The organism is Phyllobacterium sp. GQ127 (assembly GCF_059758635.1).
The window spans coordinates 96,563-113,505 of sequence record NZ_JCAXDZ010000002.1 but is presented as its reverse complement, the minus strand read 5'-3'; the positions used below and the strand labels follow the sequence as shown (position 1 = coordinate 113,505).

Below are 16,943 nucleotides of genomic sequence, written 5' to 3'. Positions count from 1 at the left end.
CAAAATGGGTGATCTGATGAAGGGCAAGCGCGGTCTCATCATGGGAGTCGCGAACAGCCATTCCATTGCCTGGGGCATTGCCAAGGAACTCGCCGACAATGGTGCTGAGCTTGCCTTCACCTATCAGGGTGATGCATTTGGCAAGCGTGTGGCACCTTTGGCCGAACAGCTTGGCTCCAAGTTGCTGCTCCCCTGTGATGTCGAAGACATTGCAACAGTCGATGCTGTTTTCGAGACGCTGGAAAAAGAATGGGGTACGATCGATTTTGTCGTGCATGCCATCGGTTTTTCCGACAAATCACAATTGAAGGGCCGCTATGCGGATGTAACCACGCGCGATAACTTCTCGCGGACAATGGTTATTTCAGCCTATTCCTTCACCGAGGTTGCGCAGCGCGCTTCAAAGCTGATGAAGGAAGGTGGCTCTATCCTGACGCTGACCTATGGCGGCTCCACCCGCGTTATGCCGAACTACAATGTCATGGGTGTCGCCAAGGCCGCTCTTGAAGCCATGGTGCGTTATCTGGCCGCTGATTATGGTCCAGAAGGAATTCGCGTCAATGCAATCTCTGCGGGTCCTGTGCGGACTTTAGCGGGTGCTGGCATTGGCGATGCCCGCGCCATGTTCTCCTATCAGCAGCGCAACGCACCTTTGCGACGCACGGTTGATATTGGCGACGTTGGCCGTTCGGCCCTCTATCTCCTGTCAGATCTATCAAGCGGCGTGACTGGCGAAATCCACTATGTGGACTCCGGCTATAACATTGTTTCAATGCCTACATTGGAAGAGCTGAAAAAATCCGATGACGGCAAGGAATAATCTCCAGCCAGTATCTATAATTGAGAACTGATCTGCCGGTTTGAACCTAAAATTTAGAGAATCGGCAGATTTTCACCGAAAAACCATCGAAAATGACCGAGAATTCTCTACCCTAGATCGAAAATTAGTTGCGTGCGGTAGAGCTACTTCTTCGCTTCAATGATTTTGTACCCGGAATTGTCCTCAATGGGCGTCACGTGCTTGAACAACGATTTCAGTCCTGCTTCGTAGGGCATTTGCCGGTTGGCAACGAGTAGGAGCCGACCACCCGGCTTCATTCGTTTTGCAGCCGCTGCGATAAATCCCTGCCCCATTGTGGGATCGGCGCTTCGCCCGGCATGAAATGGCGGATTCATCACGATCGTGTCGTAAATCTCTGTAATTGCTTCGCTATTTACATCATGCCAGTGGAACTTAACGGGTATTGCGCCACCCGTAATATTGGTTTTCGCAGCTTCCAGCGCTTCGAAATCGGCCTCATATAGGTCCAGCGATTTCAGCTTTTCGGGGTATTTCAGCACCTCACTGGCAAGATAACCCCAGCCCGCTCCAAAGTCCGCTACATGACCGCTGATGCGTCCTGCGAAATGCTTGACCAGCATTGCTGAACCATTGTCGATAGCAGTGTGTGAGAACATGCCTGGCGACGTATTGAAACGACTTTCAACTTGCGTTGATTTTGGCGCAAGCTCTTGAATTTTTTCAGCATTTATTCCATTAGCACGAACAAACCAGAAGGCAACAGCGTGGTTTTTTGACAGCCTGTCTTCTACCGGAGCAATGCTTTCTACGGTCTTGCGGAAGCTGTCTACACCCAGTTTTTTATTGCCGCAGACAACTATTCGCCCGCCTGCTTTGACCTGATTCAATGCCTGGGCCAACCAGCCTTCGTTGCGGCCACGATGCTTGCCAAGCAAGATCAAAGCGCCATCAAACTGTTCATCGCCCTGTAGTCTTGGAACAGCGTTAAATCCTGCCTTCTGCAAGGTGAGATAATCCGGTTTGAACGGTTGAAGACAGGTCAGGATAGACTTCCACTCATCTGCAATAGTGCGATCAGCTTCCGCGCCGAGAAACAACCATGACGCGCCTTTACCAGGCACGGGCAGTATCTCGTCTTCGAAAGGAAGGAACAGTGTCTGGAGAGCGCCGTTGGCCATGAGTGAGTCCATCTATAGATAGTTATAACAAGAAAAAAGCGCGCCACTGGGGCGCGCCTTTATTATTACATGGAAGAAAGATTACTCAGCGTCTTCCTGAGCCTTCTTTTCCTGAACGATTTCCTTGCCGGTCTCCTGATCGACAACCTTCATCGACAGGCGAACCTTGCCACGTTCGTCAAAGCCCATGAGCTTGACCCAGACCTTCTGGCCTTCTTTGACAACATCTGAAGTCTTGGCAACGCGATCGGAAGCAAGCTGCGAGATGTGAACCAAGCCGTCGCGTGGACCAAAGAAGTTTACGAAGGCGCCGAAGTCAGCAGTCTTTACAACTGTGCCTTCATAGATCTCGCCTACTTCAGGTTCTGCAACGATGGAGTGGATCCACTTGCGGGCCGCTTCGATTTCCTTGGCTGAGGACGATGCAATCTTAACTGTACCATCGTCTTCAATGTTGATCTTCGCGCCCGTCTTTTCAACGATTTCGCGAATGACCTTGCCGCCTGAACCGATAACATCACGGATCTTGTCGGTCGGAATGTTCATGACTTCAATGCGTGGTGCAAATTCACCGAGTTCCGAACGGCCTTCAGTGATGGCCTTTGCCATTTCACCAAGAATATGCAGACGGCCATCCTTGGCCTGAGCCAAAGCAACCTTCATGATCTCTTCGGTGATGCCGTCGATCTTGATATCCATCTGCAGAGCAGTGATACCATTTTCAGAACCGGCCACCTTGAAGTCCATATCGCCAAGATGATCTTCGTCGCCGAGAATGTCGGAAAGAACAGCGAATTTCTCGCCTTCCAGGATCAAGCCCATTGCGATACCAGCAACGGGACGCAGCAGTGGAACGCCAGCATCCATAAGGGCAAGCGATGTTCCGCAAACCGTAGCCATCGAGGATGAACCATTGGATTCAGTGATCTCGGAGACTGTACGCAGCGTGTAAGGGAACTGTTCCTTGGCAGGCAGAACCGGATGAATAGCACGCCATGCAAGCTTGCCATGACCGATTTCACGACGGCCTGGCGAACCCATGCGACCTGTTTCACCGACCGAGTAGGGCGGGAAATTGTAGTGAAGCATGAATGTCTCTTTGTACATGCCGGTCAGCGAGTCGATATATTGCTCGTCTTCGCCTGTGCCGAGCGTAGCAACAACGATGGCCTGTGTTTCACCACGGGTGAACAGAGCCGAACCGTGTGTACGAGGCAAAAGACCAACTTCCGAAACGATAGGGCGAACTGTTGAAAGATCGCGGCCATCGATGCGGCTGCCTGTGTCGAGAATGTTCCAGCGAACGATCTTCGCCTGAACTGACTTGAATACGGTCGCGATTTCTTCTGCGGAAAATTCTGGCTCTTCAACGCCTTCAGGGAAGAAATGCGCCTTCACCTTAGCCTTGGCAGCGTCAACCGCGTTGTAGCGATCCTGCTTGTCAATGATCTTGTAAGCGGCGCGCAAATCTGCCTCAACAACCTTGAGGACAGCAGCTTCTGCTGCTGAAAGGTCATCGGTCTGGAAATCGCGTGGCTCTTTGGCAGCAACTTCAGCAAGCTTGATGATCGCATCGATAACCGGCTGGAAGCTACGATGACCGAACATGACAGCGCCGAGCATGATGTCTTCAGCCAATTCCTTGGCTTCCGATTCAACCATCAGAACTGCCTCGCCTGTACCGGCGACGACCAGATCTAGGCTCGATTCAGGCATTTCATCGACAGTTGGGTTCAGGCGGTATTCGCCATTGATGTAGCCAACGCGTGCGCCACCGATCGGGCCCATGAAAGGAACGCCGGAAAGTGTCAGAGCAGCGGAAGCGCCGATCAGCGAGATGATGTCCGGATTGTTTTCAAGATCATGCTGGATAACAGTCAGAACGACCTGGGTGTCATTCTTGTAGCCGTCAGCAAAGAGAGGACGGATCGGACGGTCGATCAGGCGCGAAACCAGTGTTTCGTTTTCGCTGGGACGGCCTTCACGCTTGAAGTAACCACCAGGAATTTTGCCGGCTGCGTAGGTCTTTTCCTGATAGTTGACAGTCAGTGGGAAAAAGTCCTGACCAGCCTTTGGTGCCTTGGCGGAAACAACAGTGGCAAGCACGACTGTCTCACCATAAGTGGCCAGAACCGCGCCATCAGCCTGGCGGGCGATCTTGCCGGTTTCCAGAATGAGCGGACGTCCGCCCCATTCGATTTCAACTTTGTGTTGATTAAACATATCTTGTCCTTGAGTGGAGAAAAACGCGCTTCCCTTTGGATCGCAGCATCTTTCTTCCGTTTCGTTTAGACCAATCACGGGCAAGACAATTTGCAACTCGCATAACGAGTTGCCAGCAATCCTGCCCCATGACCTGTCTCATGGGTATTCTTCATTCCTTGAAGGAATGAGTAGAAACCGGCGGGACAGAAATGTCACCGCCGGTTTCAATCCGTTATTAGCGGCGCAGGCCGAGCTTTTCGATCAGCGTCTGGTAGCGGCTCTGATCAATCTTCTTGAGATAATCAAGAAGGCTGCGGCGCGTCGAGACGAGCTTGAGAAGACCACGGCGGGAATGGTTATCCTTTTTGTGGTCCTTGAAATGTTCGGTCAAATTGACAATGCGCTCTGTCAGAACTGCAACCTGGACTTCCGGAGAACCGGTATCGCCTGGCTTCGTTGCATATTCAGTGATCACTGCCTGCTTGCGTTCAGCGGTTATCGACATCGTATATCCTTTCTTTTGAAGAGGAAAACAGGATGCCCACGGCCGGGATGTCGTCCAGCGGGGGCCAGTTAAAGCGACAGACAAAGCCTGAAGCTTGGGGCCGTATAGTCGAAATTGTGACGAATTACCAGTCGCAAATGATTCTTGGAGCTTTTCCGGCCGATAGCGCTGATTTTCGCTATTGCGAATGTGAAAGCATTTGCCGCAAATATGCTCCCAACTAAATTGGGAAGCCTGCATTATGAATGACACTCCTTGGATCAACCTGTTCTCCTACGGGACCCTGCAATTGGAGAGCGTTCAAATATCGTCGTTCGGGCGGTTGCTTACCGGTTACAAGGATGCCATTCCGGGGTTCAGCCGCTCAATGGTGGAAATCACTGATCCCGATGTCATTCGGGCAAGCGGTAGCAATGTTCATCCCATTGTCGGCCCGAGCAGTAATCCTGCAGACGAGGTAGAGGGAACCCTATTTCACATTACCGAGCAAGAACTCGCTGCTGCCGATGCCTATGAGGTTTCAGACTACAAGCGAATTGAAGTTCGCCTGAAATCCGGCATCAAAGCCTGGGTCTATGTAAAGGCCTAATGCGCAAAAACCCGCTTGGGGTTGAATTGTCCATGCTCGATAAAGCCAATGGCTAGAAGCTTGCCCTTGGCTGTTACACAGGCCTCATCAGCCTCCACAGGTGCGTCACGGCCTCGCAAAATAATCGGATTGCCCATGCGAATCCGATGCGCTTGATCGTCAGATATGGCAATTTGCGGCAGACTTTCCAGCGCAGCGCCCGTATCGATCAAAAAGGCATCCATAACAGAGAAACGTTCGGCAAGACTCTCATATGAGCCTTCGTCACCCTCCCCTTCGGCAGGTGCCGGGGGATGTGCAGCTTCAAGTTCTTCGAGTGTTACAAAATCTGCCTCATCGAAAGGCGCAACTTCCGTTCGACGCAGATCGGCAATGTGGCCGTAACACCCAAGATCACGACCCATATCGCGGGCGAGCGAGCGCACGTAGGTGCCTTTGCCACACTCAACTTCAAAAATTGCAGTAGCCTCGTCAGGGCGTTCAATCAGCTCAAGCCGGTCAATCTCGACTTCTCGCGCAGGTATCTCGACCTCTTCGCCGCCGCGTGCCAGATCATAGGCCCGTTCGCCAGCGATCTTGATGGCTGAGAATTTCGGTGGGGTCTGCTGAATCACGCCAGTATATTTCGGCAGTACCGCCTTGATCGCCGCTTCGTCTGGGCGATTATCCGATGTAGCGCTGATTTCACCTTCCAGGTCATCTGTCGTGCGTTCGGCACCCCAGCTCACCGTGAAGCGATAAATCTTTGTGCCATCCATCACATAGGGCACGGTTTTGGTCGCCTCGCCCAGTGCAATCGGCAACATGCCCGAAGCCAAGGGATCAAGCGTGCCCGCATGACCAGCTTTTTCCGCTTTGAACAGCCATTTTATTTTGGAGACGGCCTCCGTCGAGCCCATGCCTTTCGGCTTGTCAAAGATCAGCCAGCCGGATACCGGACGGCCCTTTTTCTTGCGCTGTCTTGCCATTTAATTATCGCCATGTCCCGGCACATCACCCGGATTCGGATCACCGCCATCATCATCGTCATGGTCATCATCCAGATCGCGTGTGACCTCCGGTTTGCGCAGCAAAGCGTCAATCTTCGCGTAATTATCGAAGCTTGTATCAATGCGAAAGCGAAACTCCGGCATATATTTCATGGATTTAAGGTATGTGCCTGCACGCCCGCGGATAAATTTAGCATGCTTGTTCAAGGCGGTAATGACACCTTCACTATCCGTTGCACCGACGGGCGATACGAAACAGGTAGCAATCTTCAAATCCGGTGACATGCGCACTTCGGAGATTGCAATGACGGCATTCTCAAGCTTGTCATCACGGACATCGCCCCGTTGCAGCACTTGTGAAACCGCATGGCGCACCTGCTCGCTGACGCGTAGCTGGCGTTGAGATGGACCTGATCCGGTAGCAAAACGAGCCATTATTACCTATCCAGACAAACAAGAGATCGCCGGATTATTATTCCGGCGATCCTGTTATCAATAATCGAGACGCTTGAGTTTAGAGCGTGCGGGTTACATGTTCGACGCGGAAAGCTTCGATTGTATCGCCTGCGCGAATATCCTCGTAGTTTTCAAACGCCATACCGCATTCCTGACCCATCGGCACTTCGGATACTTCATCCTTGAAGCGCTTGAGCGTCTTGAGCTTGCCTTCGTGGATGACAACGTTGTCGCGGATGAGGCGTACGCCTGCACCACGTTCGACCTTGCCTTCCGTGACACGGCAACCGGCGACCTTGCCGACCTTCGTGATATTGAAGACTTCCAGAATTTCCGCATTGCCGATGAAGGTTTCGCGGCGTTCTGGAGAAAGAAGACCGGACATTGCTGCTTTCACATCATCGACCAGATCGTAGATGATGTTGTAGTAGCGAATTTCGATGCCTTCGCGTTCAGCCAGATCACGAGCCTGCTTGTTGGCGCGTACGTTGAAGCCGATGATTGCAGCGTTCGATGCTTCTGCAAGCGCGATATCACTTTCGGTGATTCCGCCCGCACCCGAATGGATGATGCGCGCGCGTACTTCTTCAGTACCCAGCTTGTCGAGAGCGCCGGCAATGGCTTCGATTGAGCCCTGTACGTCACCCTTGATGAGCAATGGGAACTCTTTCAAGCCGGTAACTTGCAACTGGCTCATCATCTGCTCAAGCGATCCGCGAGAACCGGCTTGCTTGGCCACAGCCTTTTCACGGGCCAGACGTGTGCGATATTCGGAAATCTCGCGTGCCTTGGCTTCGTTTTCAACAACGGCAAAACGATCACCCGCCTGTGGCGGTCCGCCAAGACCGAGAACCTCAACCGGCATGGCCGGTCCGGCATCCTTCATGTTTTCGCCACGGTCATTGATCAGTGCGCGAACACGGCCCCATTCACTACCGGCAACAATGATGTCGCCAGGGTGCAGAGTACCCTTCTGCACGAGAACAGTAGCCACCGAACCGCGACCGCGATCAAGCTTGGCTTCGATAACCACGCCTTCCGCCGTACGAATTGGATCGGCCTTGAGATCCAGAACTTCTGCCTGAAGCAAGATTGTTTCAAGAAGCTTGTCCAGGCCAACGCCGGTTTTCGCAGACACCTCAACGTCCAGCGTTTCGCCGCCCATCGATTCTACGAAAACTTCGTGCTGAAGCAATCCGTTACGCACCTTCTGCGGATCGGCAGAAGGCTTGTCGATCTTGTTGATCGCGACAATGATCGGAACGCCTGCCGCCTTGGCATGATTGATTGATTCAATCGTCTGCGGCATCACGCTATCATCAGCCGCAACCACCAGAATGGCGATATCGGTTGCTTGGGCACCGCGTGCGCGCATTGCCGTGAAGGCAGCGTGGCCCGGCGTATCGATGAAGGTGATCTTCTGACCGTTCTGCTCGACTTGGTAAGCACCAATATGCTGGGTAATGCCACCGGCTTCACCGGATACAACGTTCGCCTTGCGGATAGCGTCCAGCAATGACGTCTTGCCGTGATCGACGTGACCCATAATGGTGACAACAGGTGGCCGTGATACGAATGCACCCTGATCATCCTGAACGTTAAAGATGCCCTCTTCAACATCCGATTCGGCAACGCGGCGAACCGTGTGACCGAATTCTTCGGCAATCAGCTGAGCCATATCGGCATCGATCAAATCGCCCGGCTTCATCATCTGGCCTTCTTTCATCAAATATTTGATGACGTCGACCGAACGCTCAGCCATACGCTGGGCAAGTTCTTGAATGGTGATGGTTTCCGGCAGAACGACTTCACGCGCGATCTTTTCGCGTGTTTCCTGCTGCATGCCGCGCTTGAACTTTTCCTGGCGGCGGCGCATGGCGGAAAGCGAACGGCTGCGGCCTTCATCATTGAGCGCAGAGCCCAATGTCAGCTTGCCGCGACGGCGTTCATCTTCACCTTTGACAACCTTAGGGGTGCGAACTTCAGGCTTTGCCGGGGCAGCACTGCTGCCGCGACGCGCGCCTGCCGGACTACCGCGGCGGGTCTCTTCTTCTTCCGCAACATTGGTCTTGCGAACGGATACTTTCGAGCTAGCCTCTTCAGTAGCGGCAGACTCGGGTTGACGCTTGCGTGATTCTTCTTCAGCGCGCTGCTTGGCCTGAGCTTCCTTGCGCAGACGCTCTTCTTCTTCTGCCTGACGGCGAGCGGATTCTTCACGCTCCTTGGCGCGCAACGCATCTTCTTCTGCGCGGCGGGCAGCTTCGATAGCTGCCTTGGCCCGATCCTCAATATCGCGTGCTTTAGACCCTTCAAGAGCCTTGCGGCGCGCTTCAAGCTCGGCTGCCGATAGCGTATTCAAGACCATGCCTGAACGATCATTCGGCCGCTGACCGGACGAACGGTATGGCTGTCCGGGACGCTGCGGCGATGATGGTTGAGCCCCGCCGCGCTGTGCAGGGCGAGCAGGGGTGGCCGGTGCCGTAGCCTTGCTGGATGGAGCGGCAGCGGGTGCCGGCGCAGCCGAGCGAGGTTCTGGCGCAGGTGCAGGAGCAGCAGCAACTGGCTGAGGCGCAGCGGCAGCTGGCTGGGATACAGCCGGCGCAACTGGTGCCGCCGTCACTGGCGCAGCAGGCGCTGGCGCAGCAGGCGCTGTCTGAACAGGTGCTGGCGCTGGAGCCGGAGCAGCAACAGGTGCAACCTCCGGCTTCTGGTCCGGCAGGCTGAACTTGCGCTTCTTCGTTTCAACGACAACAGACTTCGTCCGCCCGTGGCTGAAATTCTGGCGCACCGTGCTTTGTTCGATACCGGGCCGCTTCAGGGTCAGGGTTTTCTTATTGACGCCAAGCGTCTTGTCGTCTGTCGATTTTATATCGCTCATTCCGTTTCCGTTTCCTTCGCAGCAGTTGCCGCTTTAGCGCTGGTCTGCTCGTCCAGACCCACGCGAAAATGCTGTAGCATCCAGACTCGTTTCATGAGTCCGGCAGCTGCCCTCCCTCTGAGTACGGCAGCATGTATCACATTAACCCCACCCAATGCCAAATCCATTTCATCGCTACTGAACAATGAAAGGGCGGGTATATCAGGTCCGTCGGCATAAACTACCGAACGCCGGGCCTGGTCAAGCTTTCGGACGCCGTCTTCCGCTGCTTCAGAAGCATGCAGCACAAGTCCTGCTGTGCCGTTGCGGATGGCGATATCCACTTTTGCGGCCCCTGTTATCACAACACCGGCCTTTCGCGCCAACCCAAAACTTCCCAAAGCCGATTTTACCAGCATCTGGTCGACGATCTGCCCGAAATTATCGGGAACTGTCACCGCTGTTTTCAGTCCACGCGGGAAAAGCTTTCGCTTTACCGCTTCGTCAATATAGCGCCGCTGGGCCTTGACCCAACATCCCCGTCCGGGAAGGTTGTGCTTTAAGTCAGCAACAACCGATCCATCGGGGCCAGCTACAAACCGGATCATGTCATCGACAGAACCTGCTTCACGCGTGACGATGCACGTTCTGTCGTTCATATCCGCTTCCATTTTCAAGCTACTGGGCTCAGCCAGCAACCTCTTCTTCAGCGTCGGCTTCGGTCTCGGTTGCAACGAGATCATCTTCCGTGATCCATCCAGCCTTCAAACGAGCAGCGAGCACCATCTGTTCCGCATCTGCACGGCTTACTTCAAATGCCGACAAAATGCCGGGGAAATTTACAGTTTCCCCGTCCTTGCGCTCACGCCATCCGGTCAATTCGTCAACAGCATAGCCAGCAAAGTCTTCCACGGTTTTGACACCGTCTTCACCGACGGCAACCAGAATCGCGTTGGTCATGCCTGGCAGATCACGAAGTTCGTCCGAGACACCCAATTCCTTGCGGCGGGCATCACGCTCTTCTTCGATTCGGCCCAGATATTCTTGCGCGCGCTGTTGAATTTCAGTCGCCGTGTCCTCGTCGAAACCATCGATCGAGGAAATATCGTCGCTATCAACATAAGCGATTTCTTCAACGCTGGCAAAACCTTCGGAGGCAAGAACCTGACCGACCATTTCATCAACGTCCAAGGCTTCCATGAACAGGTTGGAGCGTTCGACAAATTCCTTCTGACGGCGCTCGGACTCTTCCTGCTCTGTGAGGATGTCGATATCCCAGCCTGTCAATTGCGAGGCCAAGCGGACATTCTGACCGCGACGACCGATCGCTAGTGATAATTGGTCATCCGGAACCACAACTTCAATACGCTCGGCATCTTCATCGAGAACAACTTTGGAAACTTCCGCCGGCTGCAATGCATTAACGATGAAGGAAGCAGGCTCTGGTGACCAAGGAATAATGTCGATCTTTTCGCCCTGAAGCTCACCGACAACAGCCTGAACGCGCGAACCACGCATACCGACGCAAGCGCCGACTGGATCAATCGACGAATCACGCGAAATAACAGCAATCTTGGCGCGTGAACCCGGATCACGGGCTACTGATTTGATTTCAATGATGCCGTCATAAATTTCCGGTACTTCCATGGTGAAAAGCTTCGCCATGAATTGCGGGTGCGTGCGGCTCAGGAAAATCTGCGGACCGCGCTGTTCGCGGCGCACATCATAAACATAGGCGCGAACACGGTCCCCATAGCGGAAAGTTTCGCGGGGGATCAATTCGTCACGACGAACAATAGCTTCACCGCGACCGAGATCGACGATCACATTGCCATATTCAACGCGCTTGACGCTACCATTGATGATTTCGCCGACGCGATCCTTGTATTCGTCATACTGGCGGTCGCGCTCTGCTTCGCGCACTTTCTGCACGATAACCTGTTTTGCAGACTGTGCCGCGATGCGACCGAAATCCATCGGAGGCAATTGGTCCGCAAGGAAATCGCCTGGCTGCGCATCAGGGTTACGATCGCGGGCGGCATCCATACCAATCTGCGTGACCGGATCTTCAACGGTTTCGACGACTTCAAGCAGGCGTTGCAACTTGATTTCGCCCGTCTTGGCGTTGATGTCGGCGCGGATATTGGTTTCCTGGCCATAACGCGAGCGCGCAGCTTTCTGAATGGCATCGGCCATAGCCGCAATAACGATCTCGCGGTCAATCGACTTCTCGCGCGCAACCGCGTCGGCGATCTGCAGAAGTTCTAGCCTGTTTGCACTGACTGCCATTTTCTTCTCCTTGGGTTCACCACCACGCTTCCTCTGCGGGCGTATGAAATTCAATCCGGTTGTTAGCTCTGCTCTTCGTCCGAAGCGTTCGCTTCGTCAGCGTCCGAGCTATTATCTTCTGGTATGCGGCCTTCGCGCAGATCCTTGTCGCGGCGCAATGCATCGCGAATGAGATCATCCGTTAAAATAAGACGGGCATCGGCAATCATTTCGAATGGAACCTCGACAGCTGGCTTGTCGCCATAGGTCGCCTGATCGCTTTCGATCGTTATTGATTGATCTGTAACGTTGGCGATCCGGCCGCGAAACTTTTTCCTGCCATCGAGAACTGCGGAAGTATCAACCTTTACGATATGCCCACTCCAGACCGAAAAATCCGACTTCCGCACGAGCGGACGGTCGATCCCCGGGGAGGACACTTCCAGATGATAATTCCGGTCAATCGGATCTTCAACATCAAGAACCGGAGACAGCGTGCGGCTCACAAGCTCACAATCTTCAACGGTCATGGTGCCATCGTTCCGCTCAGTCATAATCTGTAGCGTAAGTCCATTAAGACCTGAAAGACGCGCCCGAACAAGCCGGAAACCTATAGACTGAAGTACCGGCTCAATAATTGAAGCTACACGTGCATCAATCCCGGTTTCCGTAATAATACGCTCTTCCAGGCCAGTTGCCGGTATAGCTTGCTCTTCTGTATTGGTGCCGTCTGTCACGCAAATTTTCCTTGTTTTGGCCCCAAGAAACAAAAAAGAGCGGGACCTGTGTGGACCCACCCCTGTTCTAACGACCAAGAATATACGATCTATATACCGAAACGGGCGGAGACTTTCAAGCGCCGTGACAAATTTCTGCGAACCCAGACCTCCTGTGGTCTGTATAGGTCAATTCGCATAGCTGCCTTGCATAAGAAGCTCTTACTAAACTTGCCTCTCATCCCTATCTTTGTTGCATCGCAATATAAACGCGAAAAGGATGAATAAAATGAGCAAGAATTCCGCAAGTTCCAAGATCGGCCGGATGCTGAACGTATTCGGCAGCGCCGTCGCAGTTGCATCAGCCACACGCACTGGCCACCAGCCAATTGCTTCGGATCTGCGCACGCTGGGCATTGATCCGGTTCAGTTCAGCTCCATCCACCGGAACTAATCGGTCCGGTGGACGGTGAATGAAGCTTAGTCTTCGTTCGCTGCAAGCGAGGCCAGAACTTTACCTTGGCCTCGGGCACGCATGATGAGCGGTATAACCACCGCACAGACAGCCAGAACCAGCAAGGTTACCGCGATTGGTGACCCGACCAATACAGAGAAGTCGCCCTGACTGATCTGGATGGCGCGACGCAATTGCGTTTCAGCCATCGGGCCAAGGATAAGGCCGACAACAACCGGCGCAATCGGATAACCGAATTGCCGCATGAAGTAGCCAAACAATCCAAAAAGTATCAGCATTGCCAATTCGAACGAGAAGGCGAGCCATCCAAGTTGAAAGACTGCGGAATTTGCTCCTATCGTGCCTAACGTCGCGAAAACAAGAATGCCCGCATAAAGCCATGGCTTGGGAATAGACAGCAAGCGCACCCAAAGGCCGATAAGTGGCAGATTCAGCACCAGCAGCATAAGGTTGGCTACCAGAAGGCTGGCAATCAAGCCCCACACCAATTGCGGGCTTGTTACAAACAGCAATGGCCCGGGCTGAAGTCCGAATTGCTGGAAACCCGCAAGCATGATCGCTGCAGTTGCAGTTGTCGGCAAACCAAGCGTCAGCAGTGGAACCAATGTACCTGCGGCAGAGGCATTATTGGCCGCTTCCGGTCCTGCCACACCCTCAATCGCGCCATGACCAAACTCTTCCGGCTTTTTCGCAAGTTGCTTTTCCACGGAGTAGGAAAGGAACGTACCGATTTCAGCACCGCCGGCAGGCATTGCCCCGATAGGAAAGCCGATAAATGTTCCGCGCAGCCATGGCTTCCACGAACGTGACCAATCTTCCTTGGTCATCCAGATCGAACCCTTAACCGCTTCGATTTTTTCGTCCATTGAAGAGCGTGAGGCCGCAACGGCAAGTGTTTCGCCAATCGCAAAAAGAGCGACTGCCAAGGTGGTGACTTCAATCCCGTCAAGCAAATCGGGAATGCCGAAGGCAAGCCTTGCTTGTCCTGTCAATTGGTCCTGCCCCACAAGACCCAGTGCCAGTCCGATGAACAGCGCTGTCAGGCCGCGTAAAGTAGAATCACCAAAGGCCGCGGAAACCGTCATGAACGCCAGAACCATGAGAGCAAAATACTCCGCAGGTCCAAACGACAAGGCGAACTTCACTATCCAGGGCGCGACAAGCGCCAGACCGATGGTCGCAATCAAACCTGCCACAAAGGAACCAATTGCTGCCGTGGCAAGAGCCGGTCCGCCGCGTCCCGCGCGGGCCATCTTGTTGCCTTCAAGCGCCGTGACGATCGAAGAGCTTTCGCCCGGTGTGTTCAGCAGGATGGATGTCGTCGACCCGCCATACATGCCCCCGTAGTAAATACCGGCAAACATGATGAGTGACCCGGCAGGGTCCAGTTTGTAAGTGACGGGTAGCAAAAGCGCCACCGTCAAAGCCGGGCCGATGCCCGGAAGCACGCCAACAGCGGTGCCTAATGTCACGCCGATTAGGGCGTAGAGAAGGTTCATCGGGTCCATCGCAACGGCGAAGCCCTGGAACAGCAATCCAAACGTGTCCATTGACCTTAACTCCCAAAAAAGAAGTGTTCTGGCGGCCCTGCCGGCAGAGACAATTGAAGCCCCTTGGCAAAGAGTACCCAGACAACAAAGGAAAGGACGATGCCCGCAGGTATCGTTACCCAAAGCTTCGTTTTGCCGAAGCCTCGCGCTGTCGCGGCAAATAACAGGCCCGTGGCAATTGAAAAGCCGACAACGTTAAGAAGGAGCATTTGAGCGGCGAGTCCACCGACAATCCACAGGACCGGGCCCGGCGCCTGTGCCTCGCGCTCAGGAAATTCTCCACGGAAGGCTTCGAACACAGTCCAGATAGCCAAAATAAATAAAACAATACTGATGGCGTATGGGAAAACAGCGGGGCCAATCCGTGTGACGCTGCCGCCATGAGTGGTGGCCGTGCTGTATCCGATTATGATGGCCAGAACCGCCAGAAAGGCGGCAATGCCCAACGCCGCCCGATCAGGGCGGCGCGTTTTTGAGGGTGATGACTGCTGCGTCATTTTACCAAGCCGATATCTTTCAGGATAGCGGACGTTGCTTCCGTATCCTTGGCCAGCTGTGCCTTGAATGCATCGCCTGCAAGATATGTGTCAGCCCAACCTTTGGCCTTCAACTGTTCCTGCCAGCCCTTGGACTTAACCAATTTTTCGATGTCGGCGCCAATAGCCGCTTCCTGCTCCTTAGTGATGCCGGGGGCCGCGGCGACCATGCGCCAATTCTGGATGGAAACGTCGAGGCCACCTTCCTTGAAGGTTGGCGCATCAATGCCCTCAACCTTGGTCTCACTGGAAATACCGATAATACGGAGAGTACCTGACTTGATCTGCGATTCGAACTCACCGTAACCCGAGATACCAACCGTCACCTGATTACCGAGAATGGCTGCAAGTGCTTCGCCGCCGCCAGAAAAGGCAATGTAGTTTACTTTGGTTGGATCGACACCCGCTGCCTTGGCCAAAAGACCTGCAGTGATATGATCTGTACCGCCAGCCGAACCGCCACCCCAGGATACTGCGCCGGGATCAGCCTTAAGCTTCTCGACCAGATCGGCTATCGACTTGATTGGAGAAGCAGCCGGCACGACCAATGCCTCGTATTCGCCAGTAAGGCGCGCAATTGGCGTTACCTGCTCCAAAGTAACTGGCGATGCATTGGTGAGAATTGCACCAACCATCACGTAACCGCCCACGATGAGCTGCGACGGATCGCCTTTGGCGGAGTTTGCAAATTGTGCGAGACCAATCGTACCGCCCGCGCCGGTCACGTTGACGACCTGCACATTGCCCGAGATTTTCTCTTCCTGAAGCACTGTCTGGAGAGTGCGGGCGGTTTGATCCCAACCGCCGCCGGGTGCGGCTGGCGCCATTATTTTATAATCTGCGGCAAAGGCATTTCCGGAAATAGCCATTGCACCGGCAGCTACAAAAGCGAGCAACATCTTACGCATTGTGTGAAGTCCTCCCAAAACGGCCCTCGGCCATCGATTTTTTCAGTTTTTCGAAGATTGGAAAGTTGTCGCCATAGGATTGCGCAGGCATTGTTGCCACGATTAACGCGCATATCTATGGACAGCCTCCCAGCGGTCTCCTCGTCTTTAGAATGATACTAGAAAACTGTCAGGAAGCTGTCACGCGAAATAGCGTGCAAAGAGGCTTAGCGTCGCAGAAATGTCAGATAAGCGCCGACCCTGCCTTCGCGATGAGCTTTCTGCTCATAGCGGGTGCCCGGCCATGCTTCGTAAGGTGTATGCCAATCAGCGGCTGTTTCAGCAAGCCAATCGAACTCACTATGTTCATGACAGTGCTGCAATGTCCAATTTACATAGGTATCTATGTCGGATGCAAAGCGAAAGCGTCCGCCCGATTTCAACACACGAGCAAAGCGGCCGAGATTTTTCTGGCTGATAAAACGGCGCTTCCAATGCTTCTTCTTGGGCCAGGGATCAGGATAGAAAAGATCTATTCCATCAAGTGATGCTTCCGGCAGCCAATCGAGCACTTGCGTTGCGTCGTCGTCGTAAAGCCTGATATTGGCGAGCGGATTGTCGTGAAGATCAACAACCAGCTTCGCCATGCTGTTGACGAATGGCTCAACGCCGATAAAGCCCGCTTCAGGGTGACGCGCGGCTTCATGCACAAGATGCTCGCCGCCCCCGAAGCCAATCTCCATACGTACCACGTCAACCTCGGCAGCAAAAAGACTGCGGAGGTCGCCGGGCGCTGGGGAAGTAAGATCGAGCTTTAATTCAGGCAGGAGTTCATCCCTGATGGAACGCTGCAAAGGGCGCAGCGCCTTGCCGCTTCTCCTGCCGAAGAATGCTTCTGTTGAACGCTCGCGTCTGGGCTCGGTCATACCA

Annotated in this window: 16 protein-coding genes; 3 read left to right on the top strand and 13 right to left on the bottom strand. The window is 53.8% G+C overall.

The window, feature by feature from the left end; all coding sequences use genetic code 11:
* The first annotated feature begins 4 nt into the window (after window positions 1–4).
* Window positions 5–820, top strand: coding sequence for an enoyl-ACP reductase FabI (fabI, locus tag AC6CHM_RS08805; protein WP_115051414.1), 816 nt, complete (start codon window positions 5–7; stop codon window positions 818–820).
* Window positions 821–963: 143 nt separating this feature from the next.
* On the opposite strand, the gene AC6CHM_RS08800 is transcribed toward fabI, so the two are convergent.
* The 3 genes from AC6CHM_RS08800 to rpsO form a co-directional block, all read right to left on the bottom strand.
* Complete coding sequence (locus AC6CHM_RS08800) at window positions 964–1,980, bottom strand: class I SAM-dependent methyltransferase (RefSeq protein ID WP_498172743.1); 1,017 nt, start codon at window positions 1,978–1,980, stop codon at window positions 964–966.
* 81 nt (window positions 1,981–2,061) lie between these two features.
* Entirely contained in the window at window positions 2,062–4,203 is a 2,142-nt protein-coding gene (gene pnp / locus AC6CHM_RS08795) for a polyribonucleotide nucleotidyltransferase (RefSeq protein ID WP_115051415.1), read from the bottom strand.
* A 217-nt stretch (window positions 4,204–4,420) separates the two neighbouring features.
* Window positions 4,421–4,690 carry a 30S ribosomal protein S15 gene (gene rpsO / locus AC6CHM_RS08790; RefSeq protein ID WP_008122441.1) on the bottom strand — a complete coding sequence of 90 codons (270 nt, stop codon included), beginning with the start codon at window positions 4,688–4,690 and terminating at the stop codon, window positions 4,421–4,423.
* A gap of 241 nt (window positions 4,691–4,931) precedes the next feature.
* Between rpsO and AC6CHM_RS08785 the strand changes: the two genes are divergently transcribed.
* Window positions 4,932–5,279 (top strand): gamma-glutamylcyclotransferase family protein, encoded by a 348-nt coding sequence (locus tag AC6CHM_RS08785; RefSeq protein ID WP_498172742.1) that lies wholly within the window; start codon window positions 4,932–4,934, stop codon window positions 5,277–5,279.
* Here the strand turns inward: AC6CHM_RS08785 and truB are convergent.
* The 6 genes from truB to rimP form a co-directional block, all read right to left on the bottom strand.
* Window positions 5,276–6,247 carry a tRNA pseudouridine(55) synthase TruB gene (gene truB / locus AC6CHM_RS08780; protein ID WP_498172741.1) on the bottom strand — a complete coding sequence of 324 codons (972 nt, stop codon included), beginning with the start codon at window positions 6,245–6,247 and terminating at the stop codon, window positions 5,276–5,278. The two genes, AC6CHM_RS08785 and truB, sit on opposite strands and share 4 nt — an antisense overlap.
* Window positions 6,248–6,703 carry a 30S ribosome-binding factor RbfA gene (rbfA, locus tag AC6CHM_RS08775; RefSeq protein WP_115051419.1) on the bottom strand — a complete coding sequence of 152 codons (456 nt, stop codon included), beginning with the start codon at window positions 6,701–6,703 and terminating at the stop codon, window positions 6,248–6,250. It lies immediately after the preceding gene.
* A 79-nt stretch (window positions 6,704–6,782) separates the two neighbouring features.
* Window positions 6,783–9,602 carry a translation initiation factor IF-2 gene (infB, locus tag AC6CHM_RS08770; protein WP_307282379.1) on the bottom strand — a complete coding sequence of 940 codons (2,820 nt, stop codon included), beginning with the start codon at window positions 9,600–9,602 and terminating at the stop codon, window positions 6,783–6,785.
* Window positions 9,599–10,252: an RNA-binding protein gene (locus AC6CHM_RS08765; protein WP_115051421.1), complete on the bottom strand. Its 654-nt coding sequence runs from the start codon at window positions 10,250–10,252 to the stop codon at window positions 9,599–9,601. The genes infB and AC6CHM_RS08765 overlap by 4 nt, the downstream gene beginning before the upstream one ends.
* Before the next feature lie 16 nt (window positions 10,253–10,268).
* On the bottom strand, window positions 10,269–11,870 hold the full coding sequence (nusA, locus tag AC6CHM_RS08760) for a transcription termination factor NusA (RefSeq protein ID WP_115051422.1): 1,602 nt from the start codon (window positions 11,868–11,870) through the stop codon (window positions 10,269–10,271).
* A gap of 62 nt (window positions 11,871–11,932) precedes the next feature.
* On the bottom strand, window positions 11,933–12,586 hold the full coding sequence (gene rimP / locus AC6CHM_RS08755) for a ribosome maturation factor RimP (protein WP_115051423.1): 654 nt from the start codon (window positions 12,584–12,586) through the stop codon (window positions 11,933–11,935).
* Between the two features lie 268 nt (window positions 12,587–12,854).
* Here rimP and AC6CHM_RS08750 point away from each other — a divergent pair, with 268 nt between their 5' ends.
* Window positions 12,855–13,019, top strand: a complete 165-nt coding sequence (locus AC6CHM_RS08750; protein WP_498172738.1) for a hypothetical protein — start codon at window positions 12,855–12,857, stop codon at window positions 13,017–13,019.
* Window positions 13,020–13,045: 26 nt separating this feature from the next.
* Here the strand turns inward: AC6CHM_RS08750 and AC6CHM_RS08745 are convergent, their stop codons facing one another.
* The 4 genes from AC6CHM_RS08745 to trmB all read right to left on the bottom strand — a co-directional run bounded on the left by AC6CHM_RS08745 (window position 13,046) and on the right by trmB (window position 16,939).
* The gene (locus AC6CHM_RS08745) at window positions 13,046–14,590 is read right to left on the bottom strand and encodes a tripartite tricarboxylate transporter permease (RefSeq protein WP_115051424.1); all 1,545 of its coding nucleotides are present in this window, start codon (window positions 14,588–14,590) and stop codon (window positions 13,046–13,048) included.
* Between the two features lie 5 nt (window positions 14,591–14,595).
* Window positions 14,596–15,087: a tripartite tricarboxylate transporter TctB family protein gene (locus AC6CHM_RS08740; RefSeq protein ID WP_337353525.1), complete on the bottom strand. Its 492-nt coding sequence runs from the start codon at window positions 15,085–15,087 to the stop codon at window positions 14,596–14,598.
* Window positions 15,084–16,034 (bottom strand): Bug family tripartite tricarboxylate transporter substrate binding protein, encoded by a 951-nt coding sequence (locus tag AC6CHM_RS08735; protein ID WP_115051426.1) that lies wholly within the window; start codon window positions 16,032–16,034, stop codon window positions 15,084–15,086. The genes AC6CHM_RS08740 and AC6CHM_RS08735 overlap by 4 nt, the downstream gene beginning before the upstream one ends.
* Window positions 16,035–16,240: 206 nt before the next feature.
* On the bottom strand, window positions 16,241–16,939 hold the full coding sequence (trmB, locus tag AC6CHM_RS08730; RefSeq protein WP_115051427.1) for a tRNA (guanosine(46)-N7)-methyltransferase TrmB: 699 nt from the start codon (window positions 16,937–16,939) through the stop codon (window positions 16,241–16,243).
* Window positions 16,940–16,943: the final 4 nt, after the last annotated feature.

Coding starts and splice junctions, on each gene's coding strand:
- fabI (WP_115051414.1), top strand. CDS start 5: ATGGGTGATCTGATGAAGGGCAAGCGCGGTCTCATCATGGGAGTCGCG.
- AC6CHM_RS08800 (WP_498172743.1), bottom strand. CDS start 1,980: ATGGCCAACGGCGCTCTCCAGACACTGTTCCTTCCTTTCGAAGACGAG.
- pnp (WP_115051415.1), bottom strand. CDS start 4,203: ATGTTTAATCAACACAAAGTTGAAATCGAATGGGGCGGACGTCCGCTC.
- rpsO (WP_008122441.1), bottom strand. CDS start 4,690: ATGTCGATAACCGCTGAACGCAAGCAGGCAGTGATCACTGAATATGCA.
- AC6CHM_RS08785 (WP_498172742.1), top strand. CDS start 4,932: ATGAATGACACTCCTTGGATCAACCTGTTCTCCTACGGGACCCTGCAA.
- truB (WP_498172741.1), bottom strand. CDS start 6,247: ATGGCAAGACAGCGCAAGAAAAAGGGCCGTCCGGTATCCGGCTGGCTG.
- rbfA (WP_115051419.1), bottom strand. CDS start 6,703: ATGGCTCGTTTTGCTACCGGATCAGGTCCATCTCAACGCCAGCTACGC.
- infB (WP_307282379.1), bottom strand. CDS start 9,602: ATGAGCGATATAAAATCGACAGACGACAAGACGCTTGGCGTCAATAAG.
- AC6CHM_RS08765 (WP_115051421.1), bottom strand. CDS start 10,252: ATGGAAGCGGATATGAACGACAGAACGTGCATCGTCACGCGTGAAGCA.
- nusA (WP_115051422.1), bottom strand. CDS start 11,870: ATGGCAGTCAGTGCAAACAGGCTAGAACTTCTGCAGATCGCCGACGCG.
- AC6CHM_RS08750 (WP_498172738.1), top strand. CDS start 12,855: ATGAGCAAGAATTCCGCAAGTTCCAAGATCGGCCGGATGCTGAACGTA.
- AC6CHM_RS08745 (WP_115051424.1), bottom strand. CDS start 14,590: ATGGACACGTTTGGATTGCTGTTCCAGGGCTTCGCCGTTGCGATGGAC.
- AC6CHM_RS08740 (WP_337353525.1), bottom strand. CDS start 15,087: ATGACGCAGCAGTCATCACCCTCAAAAACGCGCCGCCCTGATCGGGCG.
- AC6CHM_RS08735 (WP_115051426.1), bottom strand. CDS start 16,034: ATGCGTAAGATGTTGCTCGCTTTTGTAGCTGCCGGTGCAATGGCTATT.
- trmB (WP_115051427.1), bottom strand. CDS start 16,939: ATGACCGAGCCCAGACGCGAGCGTTCAACAGAAGCATTCTTCGGCAGG.